Raw genomic sequence first — 18,566 nt, 5'->3', positions numbered from 1 at the left:
TAAGCGCTTAAAAAACCGAAAAACGTGCATAAGTTTTTTTCGGGCGCAAAAAAACCGGCTGATATAGCCGGTTTTTTTATGCCTCTTTCACCGCTGTTGTGGGTACAAAAAAGGCCAACGCATGACGTTGGCCTTTTTCGTTTAGCGGGGGTTAACCAGGATCAGAAGTCCAGGTTGGAAACCGCCAGGGCATTGCTTTCGATGAAGTCACGGCGAGGTTCGACCGCATCACCCATCAGGGTGTTGAAGATCTGATCTGCACCAATGGCGTCTTCGATGGTCACTTTCAGCATCCGGCGAACGCTTGGGTCCATGGTGGTTTCCCACAGCTGATCCGGGTTCATTTCACCCAGACCTTTGTATCGCTGGATGGTGTGGCGCTTGGTGCTTTCAGCCATCAACCAGTCAAGGGCTTCCTTGAACTCGGTGACCGCTTTCTTGCGTTCGCCACGCTGGATGTACGCGCCTTCGTCGAGCAGGGTGCTCAGTTGAGCGCCCAGGGAGACGACCGTCTTGTAGTCGTTGCTGCCGAAGAAGTCGCGGTTGAAGGTGACGTAGTTCGACAGACCGTGGGAGATCAGTTCGACCTCTGGCAGCCAGACGTTACGCTCACGGTCTTCACGCAGGCTGGCCTTGTAGACCAGGCCGGACTTCTCGACGGTGCGCAGGCGCACTTCGTACTGGGCCAGCCAATCCTGCATCGCTGCGTGATCGGACAGTTGCTCCAGGCTGACGGCCGGCAGGTAGATGAAGTGCTCGGTCAATTCCTGTGGGTACAGGCGCGACAGACGCTTGAGGGTCTTCATCACCAGACGGAAGTCGTTCACCAGACGCTCAAGCGCTTCGCCGGAGATCCCCGGTGCCTCTTCGTTCAGGTGCAAGCTCGCATCTTCCAGGGCCGACTGCGTCATGTACTCTTCCATGGCGTCGTCGTCTTTGATGTATTGCTCTTGCTTGCCTTTCTTGACCTTGTACAGCGGCGGCTGGGCAATGTAGATGTAGCCACGCTCGATCAGCTCAGGCAGCTGACGGAAGAAGAAGGTCAGCAACAGGGTACGAATGTGCGAACCGTCGACGTCAGCATCGGTCATGATGATGATGTTGTGATAACGCAACTTGTCGATGTTGTACTCTTCGCGACCGATGCCGCAGCCCAGCGCAGTGATCAAGGTGCCCACTTCCTGGGAAGAGATCATCTTGTCGAAACGCGCCTTCTCGACGTTCAGGATTTTACCCTTGAGGGGCAGAATCGCCTGGGTCTTGCGGTTACGTCCCTGCTTGGCAGAGCCGCCCGCGGAGTCACCTTCCACCAGGTACAGTTCGGAGAGGGCAGGGTCCTTTTCCTGGCAGTCAGCCAGTTTGCCCGGAAGGCCGGCGATATCCAGCGCGCCTTTACGGCGGGTCATCTCACGGGCCTTGCGGGCTGCTTCACGAGCACGTGCCGCGTCGATCATCTTGCCGACAACCAACTTGGCTTCGTTCGGGTTCTCCAGCAGGAAGTCGGAGAAGTACTTGCCCATTTCCTGTTCGACCGCGGTCTTCACTTCGGAAGAGACCAGCTTGTCTTTGGTCTGGGAGCTGAACTTCGGATCCGGAACCTTTACCGAAATGATCGCGGTCAGGCCTTCACGGGCGTCGTCACCGGTGGTTGCAACCTTGTGCTTCTTGGCCAGGCCTTCGGCTTCGATGTAGGTGTTGAGGTTACGCGTCAGTGCGGAACGGAAGCCCACCAGGTGGGTACCGCCGTCGCGCTGCGGAATGTTGTTGGTGAAGCACAACAGGTTCTCGTTGAAGCTGTCGTTCCACTGCAGGGCGATTTCCACGCCGATGCCGTCTTCACGCTGGATGTTGAAGTGGAACACCTGATTGACCGGGGTTTTGTTGGTGTTCAGGTATTCAACAAACGCGCGCAGGCCACCTTCGTACTTGAACAACTCTTCCTTGCCGCTGCGCTCATCCTTGAGAACGATGCCAACACCGGAGTTGAGGAAGGACAGTTCACGAATCCGCTTGGCCAGGATGTCCCAGCTGAAGTGGATGTTCTTGAAGGTTTCGCTGGAAGCCTTGAAGTGGATCTGGGTACCGGTGGTTTCGCTGTCGCCAACGATCTTCATCGGTTCCTGTGGCACACCGTGGACGTAGGTCTGTTCCCAGATCTTGCCGCTACGGCGGACAGTAAGAACAAGCTCTTCAGACAGTGCGTTCACTACCGACACACCTACGCCGTGAAGGCCGCCGGATACCTTGTAGGAGTTGTCGTCAAACTTACCGCCGGCGTGCAGTACGGTCATGATGACCTCGGCTGCCGAGACGCCTTCTTCTTTATGCACATCTACCGGAATACCACGGCCGTTGTCTTTAACGGTGATGGATTCGTCCGGGTGAATGATGATGCTGATGTCGTCGCAGTGGCCGGCGAGCGCTTCGTCGATCGAGTTATCGACCACCTCGAACACCATGTGGTGCAGACCGCTGCCATCGTCGGTGTCACCAATGTACATACCGGGACGTTTGCGTACGGCATCCAGGCCTTTCAGCACCTTAATGCTCGTTGAGTCGTACGTATTTTCTTCGCTCAATGCCTTCACTCCCGATGGTCGTGGGTCTGGGTGATACGGCCCTGTTCCACGTGGAACAGGGCGACTGGCGTTTCCGTCTGCCAGCCTTCCCTCAATAATTCGTGGTCTACACAGGTAATAAATACCTGGCAGCGTAAGTCTTCCAGCAAGCGGCAAAGCGCACGGCGGTGCTGCTCGTCCAGTTCGGACGGCAAGTCATCCACCAGATAAATACACTGACCGCGTCGGGCCTGGCTGACCAGGTGACCCTGGGCAATCCGTAACGCGCAGACCACCAACTTCTGCTGGCCACGGGACAAGATATCCGCGGCATTGTGAGCACCCCATCTGAGGCGCAAATCAGCACGTTGCGGTCCTGCCTGGGTATGCCCCATCTGCTGATCCCGCTGAAGGGATCCGGCGAGCACAGCGCTTAATTCACGGTCTTTGTCCCAGCCCCGGTAATAGCTGAGCGTTAGCCCTTCGAGCTCAACCAGTTCGCTCAAGGTCTGCTCAAACACCGGTTTCAAGGCTTTGATATAGGCGCGGCGGTATTCATCTATTTCAGCGCTGGCCTGGCACAGTTCCCTGTCCCAAACCGCTTGCGAAACGGCGTCAAGTGTACCATGCCGCAGCCAAGAGTTTCTCTGGCGCAGGGCCTTCTGCAGGCGTTGCCAGGTGGACATGAATCGGGGTTCCACGTGGAACACGCCCCAGTCGAGGAACTGTCGGCGTATCTTCGGCGCGCCTTCCAGCAAGCGGAAGCTGTCCGGATTGATCAACTGCAGCGGCAGGATCTCGGCCAGCTGCGCGGCACTGCGCGCGTTCTGTCCGTCGATGCGGATCTGGAACTCCCCCTGACGGTCCCGGGAGATGCCCAAGGCACTGTGTCCACCTTCGGCCAACTCGACCTGGCCAAATACCGTACACGCCACTTGCTCATACTGAATGACGGGCAACAATCGGGTGCTACGAAACGAACGAGCAAGCCCCAGCAGGTGAATGGCTTCCAGGACACTGGTTTTGCCGCTGCCATTGGCGCCGTAGAGAATATTGATTCGGGGAGAGGGGGAGAAGGTCACCGGGTGCAGATTGCGCACCGCGGTGACCGAGACGCGACTAAGGGACATCTAGCTTCTGCTGAACATGATTACAGACGCATCGGCATGACGACGTAGGCCGAGTCATCGTTGTCGGACTCTTGTACCAGCGCACTGCTGTTGGAGTCGGACAGGATCAGACGCACCTGCTCGGTAGTCATCACGCCCAGTACGTCGAGCAAGTAGCTGACGTTGAAGCCGATTTCCAGGGAGCCGCCGTTGTATTCAACGCCAACTTCTTCTTCCGCTTCCTCCTGCTCCGGGTTGTTCGCCTGGATCTTCAGCTGACCAGGAGCCAGTTGCAGACGGATACCACGATACTTCTCGTTGGACAGAATCGCCGTTCGGCTGAAAGCCTCGCGCAGCGCCTGACGATCACCGAGCACCAACTTGTCACCGCCTTTTGGCAGAACGCGCTCGTAGTCCGGGAATTTACCGTCGACCAGTTTCGAGGTGAAGGTGAATTCACCGGTGGTAGCACGAATGTGATGCTGACCCAGGACAATGCTGACGATACCGTCGGGCTCGGTCAGCAAACGCGCGAGCTCCAGGATACCCTTGCGCGGCACGATGACCTGGTGGCGATCCGGCTGGCCGATATCAGCCTGCATCGAGCACATCGCCAGGCGGTGACCATCGGTGGCCACGGCACGAATGACGCCTGCCGAAACTTCCAGCAGCATGCCGTTGAGGTAGTAACGAACGTCTTGCTGGGCCATGGCGAAGCTGGTGCGCTCGATCAGACGACGCAGCTTGCTCTGTTCCAGGCTGCACGTCAGCGAGCCCGGGCCTTCTTCCACGGTAGGGAAATCGTTGGCCGGCAAGGTCGAGAGGGTGAAGCGGCTACGGCCAGCCTTCACCACCAGCTTCTGTTCATCGACCTTGATATCGATCAGCGCATCATTCGGCAGGCTTTTGCAGATATCCATCAGTTTACGTGCAGGCACGGTGATGGAACCCGTTTCAGCAGGCTCTTCGAGTTGCACACGACCGACCAGCTCGACTTCCAGGTCGGTACCGGTCAGCGACAATTGCTGGCCTTCGACAACCAGCAGCACGTTGGAGAGCACCGGCAAGGTCTGTCGGCGCTCGACGACGCCTGCGACCAGTTGCAGGGGTTTCAACAGGGCTTCGCGTTGAATGGTGAAATGCATGGTCTAGTCCCTTGCCTTAAAAGCTGCGCTGGTGTTCATCAAGTGGTCAGTGTACGCAGCAGGTTCTTGTAGTCCTCGCGGATGTCCGCGTCGGATTCCTTAAGTTCGTTGATCTTGCGGCAGGCGTGCAAAACAGTCGTGTGGTCACGCCCACCAAACACATCACCGATTTCCGGCAGGCTGTGGTTGGTCAGTTCCTTGGACAAGGCCATGGCGACCTGACGTGGACGGGCAACCGAACGCGAACGACGTTTGGACAACAAATCGGAGATCTTGATCTTGTAGTACTCGGCGACAGTGCGCTGAATGTTATCCACAGAGACCAGTTTATCTTGCAGCGCCAACAGATCCTTCAGGGACTCGCGGATCAACTCGATGGTGATATCGCGACCCATGAAGTGCGAATGGGCAATCACGCGTTTGAGCGCACCTTCCAGCTCACGGACGTTGGAGCGAATGCGTTGGGCAATGAAGAACGCTGCATCGTGCGGCAATTCGACCTTGGCCTGATCGGCCTTTTTCATCAGGATCGCGACACGGGTTTCCAGTTCCGGTGGTTCAACAGCCACCGTAAGGCCCCAGCCGAAGCGCGACTTCAGGCGTTCTTCAAGGCCTTCGATTTCTTTCGGGTAGCGGTCACTGGTGAGAATGACCTGCTGGCCACCTTCAAGCAGGGCATTGAAGGTGTGGAAAAACTCTTCCTGCGAGCGCTCCTTGCGGGCGAAGAACTGAATGTCATCGATAAGCAACGCATCCACCGAACGGTAGAAGCGCTTGAACTCGTTGATCGCGTTCAGTTGCAGAGCCTTGACCATGTCGGCCACGAAGCGCTCGGAATGCAGGTACACGACCTTGGCATTCGGATTCTTCTTTAATAGATGGTTACCCACAGCATGCATCAAGTGGGTTTTACCCAAACCTACGCCACCGTAAAGGAAGAGCGGGTTGTAACCATGCTTGGGATTGTCCGCCACTTGCCAGGCCGCGGCCCGGGCCAGTTGGTTGGACTTACCCTCAACGAAGTTCTCGAAGGTAAAGGTGCGGTTCAGGTAGCTGGTGTGCTTGAGCGCACCTTCCACCTGAACGGTACGCTGCTCGGCGCGCACCGGTGCCTGTTGCGAACTGGCGCCGGCCATTGGATCGAAGCTGTCACGCGAAGGCTCTTGCTCAGCCACTTCTGCGGTTTTTTGCGTCGCTCGCTTGGCCGGTGATGCAGCCGGTGCCACAGGCGCCGCTGCGGCCGCAGCCGCCTGAACCTGGGACGCCGCAGCGGCGGCCAGCGGCGCATTTGGCGCGGCGCGCGGAGCAGAGCTGCGTTTGCTGCCTATTAATAAGGAAAGCGCAGGCGCCATACCGTTGCCGTGTTCGTCGAGCAATTCCAGGACGCGACTCAGGTATTTCTCGTTGACCCAGTCCAGGACAAAACGATTGGGTGCATAGACACGCAACTCGTCGCCTTCGGCTTCGACCTGTAGTGGACGGATCCAAGTGTTGAATTGTTGGGCAGGCAGCTCATCGCGCAAAAGCTCCACGCACTGCTGCCAAAGTTCCACTGACACGGATATCCCCTAAGTTGAAAGCCGGTGAGGCAAAAACAAGCGGCCATTGTAACGGCCAGCCGCCGACTTATCCACACGTAGGTGGGTCATGAACCGAGAACAATCAGGGTTTTATACGCAAAAAAGACGACCAGTGGTCTGTGCATAAGCTCTGTGGATAACCGCCTCTAAGCTCATTGCACAAGTGGGGGTGAAACTCGGTGGATAACCTGCCTGTGGATAACAACCCTTTCCACACACAGGTTATCCGACAGCGCAGCACAGGCTGAACACCGTTTTCCACTGTAGTTGTCATTCGCTGTACAGTCGATGAAACAAGGGCTCAAGGGACTTATCCACAGATACCTGCGAGCTAAGCTTTTATAAGCTTTACAGAAAAGCTTTAAATACTTTCCTTTCTTATTTTTATATTTGGCTGAGGATCCTGGCCAGGCAAAACCTCTGGAGATCTATTTATAAGGAAACGTTGGTTGGAAATTGACCTAGAGGCTTGCTTTCTCTAGAATCCCCGGTCTCTTAAAACGGGGGCCATTCCGGCCCGTTGTGGACGAACCAGGTAACACGACAATGAAACGTACTTTCCAACCAAGCACTATCAAACGCGCTCGTACCCACGGTTTCCGTGCTCGCATGGCTACCAAGAACGGTCGTGCCGTCCTGTCGCGTCGTCGCGCCAAAGGTCGTGCGCGTCTGGCAGTTTGATAATCCGGCACTGGAGGTGAGTCAGGACTTCAGTCGGGAAAAGCGTCTGCTTACCCCCCGGCATTTCAAGGCAGTCTTTGACTCCCCTACCGGCAAGGTTCCGGGGAAAAATCTCCTGCTCCTTGCGCGCAACAACGATCTTGATCACCCCCGACTCGGGCTGGTTATCGGGAAAAAGAGCGTAAAGCTCTCCGTCGAGCGCAATCGCCTCAAACGTCTGATGCGCGAATCGTTTCGGCTGAACCAGGATGCACTGGCCGGCTGGGACATCGTTATCGTCGCGCGCAAAGGTTTGGGTGACGTAGAAAACCCCGAATTGATTCAGCATTTCGGCAAACTCTGGAAGCGTCTGGCACGCAGCACGCCGGTACCAGTAGTCAAAACCGAAACTGTAGGGGTAGACAGTCCCGATGCGTAAACTGGCACTCGTTCCGATCCAGTTTTATCGCTATGCCATTAGTCCGCTGATGGCCAGTCACTGTCGTTTCTACCCCAGTTGTTCCTGCTACGCGTTAGAAGCCATTGAAAATCATGGCCTTCTGCGCGGTGGCTGGCTGACCTTTCGTCGTTTAGGTCGCTGTCATCCGTGGAATCCCGGTGGTTATGACCCGGTTCCACCTATCCCTACCTCCCGTTCTTCTTCGATGGCCGAGTAATCATGGATATCAAACGCACGATCCTGATCGTCGCCCTGGCAATCGTGTCCTACGTTATGGTTCTTAAATGGAACCAGGACTATGGCCAGGCTGCCCTGCCGACTCAGAATGTTGCTTCCAGTACGACCGCACCGGGCCTCCCGGATACGGCCACTGGCAATAAAGCGTCCGTCAGTGACGACATTCCACACGCCGCAAACGATACCAGCGCACCTGCCGAAACGCCGGTAGCGGCGAGCACCGACCTCATCCAGATCAAAACGGATGTGCTCGATCTGGCCATCGATCCACAAGGTGGTGATGTTGCCCAACTGAAATTGCCGCTGTATCCACGTCGCCAGGACCATCCGGAAATCCCATTCCAGCTGTTCGATAACGGCAACGAACGGACTTATCTGGCTCAAAGTGGCCTGATTGGCAGCAACGGCCCGGATGCAAGTCCTGCCGGTCGTCCGATTTATTCGGCGGAGAAGAAGGTTTATCAACTGGCTGACGGTCAGGACCAATTGGTCGTGGACCTGAAGTTCAGCAAGGACGGTGTCAACTACATCAAGCGTTTCACCCTGAAACGCGGCCTGTATGACGTAACTGTCTCCTACCTGATCGACAACCAGAGCGCACAGCCCTGGTCCGGTGCAATGTTCGCGCAATTGAAGCGTGACGCCAGCTCCGATCCGTCTTCCAGCACTGCCACCGGCACCGCGACTTACCTGGGCGCCGCCCTGTGGACAAGTAACGAGCCGTACAAGAAAGTGTCGATGAGCGACATGGACAAGGCGCAGCTGAAAGAAACCGTCACCGGTGGTTGGGTTGCCTGGTTGCAGCACTACTTCGTGACTGCGTGGATTCCGGTCAAGGGCGAAAACAACATCGTCCAGACCCGTAAAGACAGCAAAGGCAACTACATCATCGGCTATACCGGTCCTTCGCTGACCGTTGCTCCGGGTGCCAAGGCTGAAACCAGCGCCATTCTGTACGCCGGACCGAAAAGCCAGGCTGTCCTGAAAGAGTTGTCCCCAGGTCTGGAACTGACCGTCGACTACGGCATTTTGTGGTTCATTGCCCAGCCAATTTTCTGGTTGCTGCAACACATTCACGCGCTGGTCGGTAACTGGGGCTGGTCGATCATCTTCCTGACCATGCTGATCAAGGGGATTTTCTTCCCACTGTCGGCTGCCAGCTACAAATCCATGGCACGCATGCGTGCAGTGGCACCGAAACTGGCCGCGCTGAAAGAACAACATGGCGACGACCGGCAGAAAATGTCGCAAGCCATGATGGAGCTCTACAAGAAAGAGAAGATCAATCCGCTGGGTGGCTGCTTGCCAATCCTCGTGCAGATGCCGGTTTTCCTTTCGCTGTACTGGGTTCTGCTGGAAAGCGTGGAAATGCGCCAAGCGCCGTTCATGCTGTGGATTACTGACCTGTCGATCAAGGATCCGTTCTTCATTCTGCCGATCATCATGGGCGCCACCATGTTCATCCAGCAGCAGTTGAACCCGACTCCTCCGGATCCGATGCAGGCGAAGGTCATGAAAATGATGCCAATCATCTTCACCTTCTTCTTCCTGTGGTTCCCGGCGGGTCTGGTGCTGTACTGGGTTGTGAACAACGTTTTGTCGATCGCCCAACAGTGGTACATCACGCGTAAGATCGAAGCGGCTGCCAAAGCAACTGCCTGATTTACACTGTGGATATCCACTCAAAACGCCCCCTAGTGGGGCGTTTTGCTATCTGTCACTTTTGTCTGGATACCGGTTTATGAGCGTTCCTCGTGAAACCATTGCCGCCGTCGCCACCGCCCAGGGTCGTGGCGGTGTCGGCATCGTGCGTATTTCCGGGCCGTTGGCCAGCGATGCGGCCAAGGCCTTCAGCGGTCGTGAACTCAAGCCGCGGTTCGCGCACTATGGTCCGTTCCTGGGTGAAAATGACGAGGTGCTCGACCAGGGCATCGCGCTGTATTTCCCAGGTCCAAACTCGTTCACCGGCGAAGATGTATTGGAATTGCAAGGCCATGGTGGCCCGGTCGTTCTGGATATGTTGCTGCAGCGCTGCCTTGAACTCGGCTGCCGTCTCGCCCGCCCCGGGGAATTCAGTGAACGTGCATTCCTGAACGACAAGCTCGACCTGGCCCAGGCCGAAGCCATCGCCGACCTGATCGAAGCCAGTTCTGCACAGGCAGCGCGCAATGCATTGCGATCCTTGCAAGGCGCATTTTCGGCTCGTGTGCATAACCTGACGGAGCAACTGATCGGCCTGCGGATCTATGTCGAAGCGGCAATCGACTTTCCGGAAGAAGAAATCGACTTCCTCGCCGATGGCCACGTATTGAGCATGCTCGATAAAGTGCGCGACGAGTTAACCACCGTTATGCGAGAAGCCGGGCAGGGCGCCTTGTTGCGTGACGGCATGACCGTGGTTATCGCCGGTCGTCCGAATGCTGGCAAATCCAGCCTGCTCAATGCACTGGCCGGTCGCGAAGCGGCCATTGTCACCGAGATCGCCGGCACTACACGGGACGTCCTGCGCGAACATATCCACATCGATGGCATGCCACTGCATGTGGTAGATACGGCCGGGTTGCGCGATACCGATGACCATGTGGAAAAAATTGGCGTAGAGCGGGCGTTGAAAGCCATCGGCGAAGCAGATCGGGTATTGCTGGTCGTCGATGCAACCGCACCGGAAGCCCTCGATCCTTTTGCACTATGGCCTGAGTTCCTTGAAACCCGCCCCGACCCGGCGAAAGTCACGTTGATCCGTAACAAGGCCGACCTCACAGGCGAAGCCATGGCCCTGGAAGTCAGCGATGACGGGCACGTCACCATCAGCCTCAGCGCCAAGTCTGCGGGGGTTGGCCTTGAGTTGCTACGCGACCACCTCAAGGCTTGCATGGGCTATGAACAGACCTCTGAAAGCAGCTTCAGTGCTCGCAGGCGCCACTTGGAAGCATTGCGTCATGCGAGTGCGTCCCTGGAGCACGGCCGGGCGCAACTGACCCTGGCGGGTGCCGGCGAATTGCTGGCCGAGGATTTGCGCCAGGCTCAGCAGTCCCTGGGAGAAATCACCGGTGCATTCAGCTCCGATGACCTGTTGGGGCGAATTTTCTCCAGCTTCTGCATCGGTAAATAGTCCTTTCGCTCTCCGCAGACAGGCCGCTCGTGCCTGTCTGCTCCCTCCTATTGCAAAACAATCGCCCAGTGCCGAGCTGTTTTTTTCTGCTTGAGCGGTTTTTCCCTGCCCGAATTTCCTTGAGTCGATGCTTTTCTGTGGATTAAGCCCTGTGAATAACCGCGGCTAAGGGCAGTTGATAACAGGGCCTCAAAACTGAAGATAACCGCCCCTGTGGATAAGCATCCCATTCATCCACAGGCTTAAACCGGTTATCCAAGGCCCTCATTGGCACATGACCACAGGGTTTTGAATCTCTGTACATATTGAATTTAAAGGTCTGTATCAATCTATCCACAGAAAGGTCGGTCAGTAGAAATAAACATAAAAACAAAGATTTAATAAATTTCTTTCTTTTTAATTTCTATAACCGCCACTTTTCCACAGCTGGTTAAATTTTGTGCAAAGGGTTCTTTAGGAAGGGCGAAGTCCCTATACTTGTCGACCAGGTCCGAAAACCTGAGCTCAAACTATTCCTGAATTACCTACTTAAGCAGGCACGAGGTGCGTGGTGGATTTCCCTTCCCGTTTTGAAGTGATCGTCATCGGCGGCGGTCATGCCGGTACCGAGGCAGCACTGGCCTCAGCACGTATGGGGGTCAAGACCCTGTTGCTGACGCATAACGTGGAAACCCTCGGTGCCATGAGTTGCAACCCTGCCATTGGCGGGATCGGCAAAAGCCACCTGGTCAAGGAAATCGATGCCCTCGGTGGCGCGATGGCCATTGCTACCGATAAAGGCGGCATCCAGTTTCGCGTGTTGAACAGCCGCAAGGGTCCGGCCGTGCGTGCAACCCGCGCTCAGGCGGATCGGGTGCTGTACAAGGCAGCGGTGCGCGAAATCCTGGAAAACCAGCCCAACCTGTGGATATTTCAACAGGCTGCAGACGACCTGATCGTCGAGCAGGAGCAAGTGCGCGGTGTTGTCACGCAAATGGGTCTGCGTTTCCTCGCCGATTCCGTGGTGTTGACCACCGGTACGTTCCTCGGTGGACTTATCCACATCGGTTTACAGAATTTTTCCGGGGGCCGCGCCGGTGATCCGCCGTCGATCGCCCTGGCTCAACGCCTGCGTGAGTTGCCGCTGCGTGTCGGTCGCCTGAAAACCGGAACTCCGCCGCGTATCGACGCCCGGTCCGTGGATTTCTCGGTGATGACCGAGCAGGCAGGCGATACGCCGATTCCAGTGATGTCGTTCATGGGGTCCAAAGAGCAGCACCCACAACAGGTCAGTTGCTGGATTACCCATACCAACGCTCGCACCCACGAAATCATTGCCGCGAACCTCGATCGTTCGCCGATGTATTCCGCGGCAGGTGAAATCGAAGGCATTGGCCCGCGTTACTGCCCGTCGATCGAAGACAAGATCCATCGCTTTGCCGACAAGCAAAGCCATCAGGTCTTCATCGAGCCGGAAGGCTTGACGACAAACGAGCTGTACCCGAACGGAATCTCCACCTCCTTGCCGTTCGATGTGCAATTGCAAATCGTGCAATCGATCCGCGGCATGGAAAACGCCCACATCGTGCGACCGGGCTACGCTATCGAATACGACTACTTCGACCCGCGTGACCTGAAGTACAGCCTGGAAACCAAAATGATCGGCGGCTTGTTCTTTGCCGGGCAAATCAACGGCACGACCGGTTACGAAGAAGCCGGCGCCCAAGGTTTGCTGGCCGGGACCAACGCTGCACTGCGCGCCCAAGGCAAAGATGCCTGGTGCCCGCGTCGCGACGAAGCCTACATCGGCGTTTTGGTTGACGACCTGATTACCCTGGGCACCCAGGAGCCGTACCGGATGTTCACATCCCGTGCCGAATACCGCCTGATCCTGCGCGAAGACAACGCTGACCTGCGCTTGACCGAAAAAGGTCGCGAATTGGGTCTGGTCGATGACGCGCGCTGGGCAGCGTTCTGCAAAAAACGCGAAAGCATCGAGCTGGAAGAGCAGCGCCTGAAAAGTACCTGGGTACGCCCGGGCACTGAGCAAGGCGATGCGATCGCGGAAAAATTCGGCACGCCGCTGACCCACGAATACAACCTGCTCAATCTGCTGAGCCGTCCGGAAATCGACTACGCTGGCCTGATCGCCGTCACCGGTGGGGGCGCGGAAGATCCACAGGTGGCCGAACAGGTCGAAATCAAGACCAAATACGCCGGTTACATCGATCGTCAACAAGATGAAATCGCGCGTCTGCGGGCCAGCGAAGACACCAAATTGCCTGTGGATATCGATTACACGAACATTTCCGGACTCTCCAAAGAGATTCAGAGCAAGCTTGGCGCGACCCGTCCGGAGACATTGGGTCAGGCATCACGTATCCCGGGCGTGACACCGGCAGCCATTTCCCTGTTGATGATTCATTTGAAAAAACGCGGCGCGGGCCGTCAGTTGGAGCAAAGCGCTTGAGTTCGTTGGTCACCCCGCAACACGCAGAAGAGTTATCCACAGGTGCTCGCCAGCTCGGTGTGGCGTTGAGCGAAACCCAGCATGCGCAATTGCTGGGTTATCTGGCCCTGTTGATAAAATGGAACAAGGCCTACAACCTCACGGCGGTGCGCGATCCCGACGAAATGGTCTCGCGTCATTTGCTCGATAGCCTGAGCGTGATGTCGTTCGTCGAAAACGGTCGCTGGCTCGATGTTGGCAGTGGCGGCGGCATGCCGGGCATTCCCTTGGCCATATTGTTTCCTGAGGCGCAGGTGACCTGCCTGGACAGCAACGGCAAGAAGACTCGCTTCCTGACACAGGTCAAACTCGAGCTGAAACTGGATAACCTGCAAGTTATCCACAGTCGCGTCGAAGCGTTCCAGCCTGCACAGCCATTCAACGGGATTATTTCCCGGGCCTTCAGCAGCATGGAAAACTTCAGCAACTGGACACGCCACCTCGGTGACACCGATACGCGCTGGCTGGCAATGAAGGGCGTTCATCCCGCCGATGAGCTGGTAGCATTGCCGACAGACTTCCACCTCGATAGCGAACACGCCCTGGCCGTACCTGGTTGCCAAGGCCAACGCCATCTGCTGATACTGCGCCGCACGGCATGATTGGGAACACAAGCAAGAATGGCTAAGGTATTCGCAATAGCGAACCAGAAGGGTGGTGTGGGCAAGACCACCACCTGTATCAACCTCGCAGCATCCCTGGTCGCGACCAAGCGTCGGGTATTGCTGATCGATCTCGATCCACAGGGCAACGCCACCATGGGTAGCGGTGTGGACAAACACGGCCTGGAAAACTCGGTCTACGACCTGCTGATCGGGGAGTGCGACCTGGCCCAGGCCATGCATTTCTCCGAACACGGCGGTTACCAGCTGTTGCCGGCCAACCGGGACCTGACCGCGGCCGAAGTGGTTCTGCTGGAAATGCAGATGAAGGAAAGCCGCCTGCGCAGTGCGCTGGCGCCGATCCGTGAAAACTACGACTACATTCTGATCGACTGCCCGCCGTCGCTGTCGATGCTGACCTTGAACGCACTGGTTGCCGCCGACGGGGTAATTATCCCCATGCAGTGCGAGTACTTCGCACTCGAAGGCTTGAGCGACCTTGTGGATAACATCAAGCGCATCGCCGAGCTGCTCAATCCGAACCTCAAGGTCGAAGGCCTGTTGCGGACGATGTATGACCCGCGCCTGAGCCTGATGAACGATGTTTCGGCCCAGCTCAAGGAACACTTCGGCGATCAGCTGTACGACACGGTCATTCCGCGCAACATTCGCCTGGCCGAAGCGCCGAGCTATGGCATGCCGGCGCTGGCGTACGACAAATCCTCGCGCGGCGCCGTGGCCTATCTGGCCCTGGCGGGCGAGATGGTCCGTCGTCAACGCAAAAACTCACGCATCGCCGCTGCTCAGGCAACTTAAGGAATCCCCATGGCCGTCAAGAAACGAGGTCTCGGACGTGGACTGGATGCACTGCTGAGTGGTCCGAGTGTCAGCGCGCTGGAAGAACAGGCGGTGCAAGCCGATTCGCGTGAGCTGCAACACCTGCCGCTGGATCTGCTGCAGCGTGGCAAGTACCAGCCACGTCGCGACATGGATCCCCAGGCGCTTGAAGAGCTCGCGCAATCGATCAAGGCTCAGGGCGTGATGCAACCGATCGTGGTGCGGCCGATCGGTAGCGGTCGCTACGAAATCATCGCCGGTGAACGCCGCTGGCGCGCCAGCCAGCAAGCTGGCCAGGAAACCATTCCGGCGATGGTGCGCGATGTCCCGGATGAAACCGCGATTGCCATCGCGCTGATCGAGAACATCCAGCGCGAAGACCTCAATCCGATCGAAGAAGCGGTGGCCTTGCAGAGGCTGCAGACGGAATTCCAGCTGACCCAGCAACAGGTCGCCGAAGCCGTAGGCAAGTCCCGGGTCACCGTGGCCAACCTGCTGCGCCTGATTTCGCTGCCGGAAGTCATCAAGACCATGCTTTCCCATGGCGACCTGGAAATGGGTCATGCTCGCGCATTGCTCGGTTTGCCAGAAAATCAACAGGTTGAAGGGGCGCGACATGTTGTCGCACGCGGGCTGACCGTGCGCCAGACTGAAGCACTGGTTCGACAGTGGTTGAGTGGTAAACCGGAGCCTTTGGAAACCCCAAAACCAGACCCGGATATTGCCCGCCTGGAACAGCGCCTGGCCGAGCGCCTAGGCTCTGCGGTGCAGATTCGCCACGGAAAGAAGGGCAAAGGACAACTGGTCATCGGTTACAACTCCCTGGATGAACTTCAGGGTGTGCTCGCACACATTCGCTGAAACAATTCCTCATGTAGCGCGCAGTCGGAAATCACTACCTGACAGTTGAATAGGGGCAGAACCGCCCCTATACTCTGCGCGCATTTTGTCGGCACAAATTATGCCAAGTTATTGAATTCTGGCAGCCGACCATTGGAGAGCAATAGTGATGGAAACCCGCACGCCAAACCGCTTGCCCTTCCATCGCCTGGCAGTTTTTCCGGTGTTAATGGCTCAATTTGTCGTTTTGCTGATTGCTGCTTTGGCGCTCTGGCAATGGCATGGAGTCGTTGCCGGGTACTCGGGACTTTGCGGGGGCCTGATAGCCTTGCTGCCCAATGTTTATTTCGCTCACAGGGCATTTCGGTTTTCCGGCGCCCGAGCAGCCCAGTCCATCGTCCGGTCTTTTTATGCCGGCGAGGCAGGCAAACTGATTTTGACGGCAGTGCTGTTTGCACTGGTGTTCGCAGGTGTGAAGCCATTGGCACCGATTGCAGTATTCGGTGTCTTCGTGCTGACTCAGTCAGTCAGCTGGTTCGCTCCCCTGCTGATGAGAACAAGACTTTCGAGACCTTAGGGCGTTTGAGGCAACCATGGCAGAAACAACCGCTTCGGGCTATATCCAGCACCACTTGCAGAACCTGACCTTCGGTCAGCACCCAACCGGCGGCTGGGGCTTTGCCCACACCGCAGCAGAAGCCAAGGAAATGGGCTTCTGGGCTTTCCACGTCGATACCCTCGGCTGGTCGGTCGCATTGGGTCTGATCTTCGTTCTTCTTTTCCGCATGGCGGCGAAGAAAGCGACTTCGGGTCAACCAGGTGCTTTGCAGAACTTCGTTGAAGTATTGGTCGAATTCGTCGATGGCAGCGTGAAAGACAGCTTCCATGGCCGTAGCCCGGTGATTGCACCGTTGGCACTGACCATCTTCGTCTGGGTGTTCCTGATGAACGCCGTCGACCTGGTACCGGTCGACTGGATTCCTCAGCTGGCCATCCTGATCTCCGGTGATGCGCACATCCCGTTCCGCGCCGTGTCGACCACCGACCCGAACGCGACCCTGGGCATGGCGTTCTCGGTTTTCGCACTGATCATTTTCTACAGCATCAAGGTCAAGGGCCTCGGCGGCTTCATCGGCGAGCTGACCCTGCACCCGTTCGGCAGCAAGAACATCTTCGTTCAGGCCCTGCTGATCCCGGTGAACTTCCTGCTGGAATTCGTGACCCTGATCGCCAAGCCGATCTCCCTGGCTCTGCGTCTGTTCGGCAACATGTACGCCGGCGAGCTGGTCTTCATTCTGATTGCTGTGATGTTCGGCAGCGGTCTGCTCTGGCTTAGTGGCCTGGGCGTCGTGCTGCAGTGGGCGTGGGCGGTGTTCCACATCCTGATCATCACCCTGCAGGCGTTCATCTTCATGATGCTGACCATCGTCTACCTGTCGATGGCGCACGAAGAAAACCATTAAGACCAGTCTCGACTAGTCTGATGTCCCTCCCGGTCAAACGGGAGGGGGCTCCTAACGGGGCGTCTGAAACGATTTGTTTTACCGCTTTAAATTAAAAAAACCTAAACCATACGACGTAAAAGTCGGGAGGAAAGATGGAAACTGTAGTTGGTCTAACCGCTATCGCTGTTGCACTGTTGATCGGCCTGGGCGCACTGGGTACCGCAATTGGTTTCGGCCTGTTGGGCGGCAAGTTCCTGGAAGGCGCAGCGCGTCAGCCAGAAATGGTTCCAATGCTGCAAGTCAAAATGTTCATCGTTGCCGGTCTGCTCGACGCCGTAACCATGATCGGTGTTGGTATCGCTCTGTTCTTCACCTTTGCGAACCCGTTCGTTGGTCAGATCGCTGGCTGATTACTCGGATATTCCGGGTAATTTGGTGTGATGGACAACGTAACTGCGAGGTGTTGGCGTGAACATTAATGCGACCCTGATTGGCCAGTCCGTTGCGTTCCTGATTTTTGTACTGTTCTGCATGAAGTTCGTATGGCCTCCGGTCATCGCAGCTCTGCACGAACGTCAAAAGAAGATCGCTGATGGTCTGGACGCTGCCAGCCGAGCAGCTCGCGACCTGGAGTTGGCCCAAGAGAAAGCGGGTCAGCAACTGCGCGAAGCGAAAGCTCAGGCAGCTGAAATCATCGAGCAAGCCAAGAAACGCGGTAATCAGATTGTTGAAGAGGCTGTTGAAAAAGCCCGTATCGACGCTGACCGTGTGAAGGTTCAGGCTCAGGCCGAGATCGAACAGGAACTGAACAGTGTCAAAGACGCGCTGCGTGCCCAAGTGGGCTTGCTGGCAGTCGGCGGCGCCGAGAAGATCCTGGGTGCCACAATCGATCAAAACGCGCACGCAGAGCTGGTTAACCAACTGGCTGCTGAAATCTAAGCGAGGGCGATCATGGCAGAACTGACCACGTTGGCCCGACCTTACGCTAAGGCGGCCTTCGAGCACGCTCAGGCCCACCAGCAACTGGCCAATTGGTCAGCCATGCTCGGCCTGGCAGCAGCGGTGTCGGAAGACGACACCATGCAGCGCGTGCTCAAGGCCCCGCGACTGACGAGCGCAGAAAAGGCCGCCACGTTCATTGACGTGTGCGGCGACAAGTTCGATGCCAAGGCACAGAATTTCATCAATGTCGTTGCCGAAAACGACCGTCTCCCGCTGTTGCCGGAGATCTCCGCTCTTTTCGACCTGTACAAGGCCGAGCAAGAGAAGTCGGTAGACGTTGAAGTGACCAGTGCTTTTGCATTGAACCAAGAACAGCAAGACAAACTCGCCAAGGTTCTCAGTGCACGACTCAACCGGGAAGTGCGCCTGCAAGTTGCGGAGGATGCCGCCCTGATAGGTGGTGTCGTAATCCGCGCCGGCGACCTGGTTATCGATGGCTCGATTCGCGGCAAAATCGCGAAACTTGCCGAAGCATTGAAATCTTGAGTTTG

18 protein-coding genes are annotated in these 18,566 nt (G+C 56.8%); 14 read left to right on the top strand and 4 right to left on the bottom strand.

Features of this window, described 5'->3' with window-relative positions; translation table 11 throughout:
- Positions 1 to 161 precede the first annotated feature (161 nt).
- Genes gyrB through dnaA form a run of 4 tightly spaced genes read right to left on the bottom strand, consistent with a single transcriptional unit; the run spans position 162 to position 6,371 of the window.
- Positions 162 to 2,579, bottom strand: a complete 2,418-nt coding sequence (gene gyrB / locus NQL71_RS02700) for a DNA topoisomerase (ATP-hydrolyzing) subunit B (RefSeq protein ID WP_077185067.1) — start codon at positions 2,577 to 2,579, stop codon at positions 162 to 164.
- Between the two features lie 5 nt (positions 2,580 to 2,584).
- A complete protein-coding gene (gene recF / locus NQL71_RS02695; RefSeq protein ID WP_274642227.1) occupies positions 2,585 to 3,688 on the bottom strand; it encodes a DNA replication/repair protein RecF in 1,104 nt (367 codons plus the stop codon).
- Between the two features lie 20 nt (positions 3,689 to 3,708).
- Positions 3,709 to 4,812 (bottom strand): DNA polymerase III subunit beta, encoded by a 1,104-nt coding sequence (gene dnaN, locus NQL71_RS02690; RefSeq protein WP_020797992.1) that lies wholly within the window; start codon positions 4,810 to 4,812, stop codon positions 3,709 to 3,711.
- Positions 4,813 to 4,850: 38 nt separating this feature from the next.
- A complete protein-coding gene (gene dnaA / locus NQL71_RS02685; protein ID WP_046818617.1) occupies positions 4,851 to 6,371 on the bottom strand; it encodes a chromosomal replication initiator protein DnaA in 1,521 nt (506 codons plus the stop codon).
- A 567-nt stretch (positions 6,372 to 6,938) separates the two neighbouring features.
- Between dnaA and rpmH the strand changes: the two genes are divergently transcribed.
- The 14 genes from rpmH (at position 6,939) to NQL71_RS02615 (ending at position 18,561) form a co-directional block, all read left to right on the top strand.
- Positions 6,939 to 7,073 (top strand): 50S ribosomal protein L34, encoded by a 135-nt coding sequence (rpmH, locus tag NQL71_RS02680; protein ID WP_003213577.1) that lies wholly within the window; start codon positions 6,939 to 6,941, stop codon positions 7,071 to 7,073.
- A 16-nt stretch (positions 7,074 to 7,089) separates the two neighbouring features.
- Positions 7,090 to 7,491 carry a ribonuclease P protein component gene (gene rnpA / locus NQL71_RS02675; RefSeq protein ID WP_201343619.1) on the top strand — a complete coding sequence of 134 codons (402 nt, stop codon included), beginning with the start codon at positions 7,090 to 7,092 and terminating at the stop codon, positions 7,489 to 7,491.
- Positions 7,484 to 7,729, top strand: a complete 246-nt coding sequence (gene yidD, locus NQL71_RS02670) for a membrane protein insertion efficiency factor YidD (protein ID WP_010207715.1) — start codon at positions 7,484 to 7,486, stop codon at positions 7,727 to 7,729. Before rnpA ends, yidD begins: the two co-directional genes overlap by 8 nt.
- Before the next feature lie 2 nt (positions 7,730 to 7,731).
- A complete protein-coding gene (yidC, locus tag NQL71_RS02665; protein ID WP_046818615.1) occupies positions 7,732 to 9,411 on the top strand; it encodes a membrane protein insertase YidC in 1,680 nt (559 codons plus the stop codon).
- 79 nt (positions 9,412 to 9,490) lie between these two features.
- Positions 9,491 to 10,861 carry a tRNA uridine-5-carboxymethylaminomethyl(34) synthesis GTPase MnmE gene (gene mnmE / locus NQL71_RS02660; RefSeq protein WP_274642226.1) on the top strand — a complete coding sequence of 457 codons (1,371 nt, stop codon included), beginning with the start codon at positions 9,491 to 9,493 and terminating at the stop codon, positions 10,859 to 10,861.
- Between the two features lie 550 nt (positions 10,862 to 11,411).
- The gene (gene mnmG, locus NQL71_RS02655; RefSeq protein ID WP_274642225.1) at positions 11,412 to 13,310 is read left to right on the top strand and encodes a tRNA uridine-5-carboxymethylaminomethyl(34) synthesis enzyme MnmG; all 1,899 of its coding nucleotides are present in this window, start codon (positions 11,412 to 11,414) and stop codon (positions 13,308 to 13,310) included.
- Complete coding sequence (gene rsmG, locus NQL71_RS02650; RefSeq protein ID WP_046818612.1) at positions 13,307 to 13,951, top strand: 16S rRNA (guanine(527)-N(7))-methyltransferase RsmG; 645 nt, start codon at positions 13,307 to 13,309, stop codon at positions 13,949 to 13,951. Before mnmG ends, rsmG begins: the two co-directional genes overlap by 4 nt.
- A gap of 18 nt (positions 13,952 to 13,969) precedes the next feature.
- Positions 13,970 to 14,767, top strand: coding sequence for a ParA family protein (locus tag NQL71_RS02645; protein WP_008064610.1), 798 nt, complete (start codon positions 13,970 to 13,972; stop codon positions 14,765 to 14,767).
- A 9-nt stretch (positions 14,768 to 14,776) separates the two neighbouring features.
- Positions 14,777 to 15,649 (top strand): ParB/RepB/Spo0J family partition protein, encoded by an 873-nt coding sequence (locus NQL71_RS02640; RefSeq protein ID WP_274642224.1) that lies wholly within the window; start codon positions 14,777 to 14,779, stop codon positions 15,647 to 15,649.
- Positions 15,650 to 15,797: 148 nt separating this feature from the next.
- Positions 15,798 to 16,205, top strand: coding sequence for a F0F1 ATP synthase subunit I (locus tag NQL71_RS02635; RefSeq protein WP_008064605.1), 408 nt, complete (start codon positions 15,798 to 15,800; stop codon positions 16,203 to 16,205).
- A gap of 16 nt (positions 16,206 to 16,221) precedes the next feature.
- Entirely contained in the window at positions 16,222 to 17,091 is an 870-nt protein-coding gene (atpB, locus tag NQL71_RS02630) for a F0F1 ATP synthase subunit A (RefSeq protein ID WP_015097443.1), read from the top strand.
- Positions 17,092 to 17,225: 134 nt separating this feature from the next.
- On the top strand, positions 17,226 to 17,483 hold the full coding sequence (gene atpE, locus NQL71_RS02625; RefSeq protein WP_003097235.1) for a F0F1 ATP synthase subunit C: 258 nt from the start codon (positions 17,226 to 17,228) through the stop codon (positions 17,481 to 17,483).
- Between the two features lie 58 nt (positions 17,484 to 17,541).
- On the top strand, positions 17,542 to 18,012 hold the full coding sequence (locus tag NQL71_RS02620; RefSeq protein WP_008064601.1) for a F0F1 ATP synthase subunit B: 471 nt from the start codon (positions 17,542 to 17,544) through the stop codon (positions 18,010 to 18,012).
- A gap of 12 nt (positions 18,013 to 18,024) precedes the next feature.
- The gene (locus tag NQL71_RS02615) at positions 18,025 to 18,561 is read left to right on the top strand and encodes a F0F1 ATP synthase subunit delta (RefSeq protein ID WP_046818610.1); all 537 of its coding nucleotides are present in this window, start codon (positions 18,025 to 18,027) and stop codon (positions 18,559 to 18,561) included.
- Positions 18,562 to 18,566: the final 5 nt, after the last annotated feature.

The organism is Pseudomonas serbica (genome assembly GCF_028823535.1).
Lineage (GTDB): Bacteria > Pseudomonadota > Gammaproteobacteria > Pseudomonadales > Pseudomonadaceae > Aquipseudomonas > Aquipseudomonas serbica.
The sequence above is the reverse complement of the archived record's forward strand: the minus strand, read 5'-3'. Positions and strand labels throughout refer to the sequence as shown.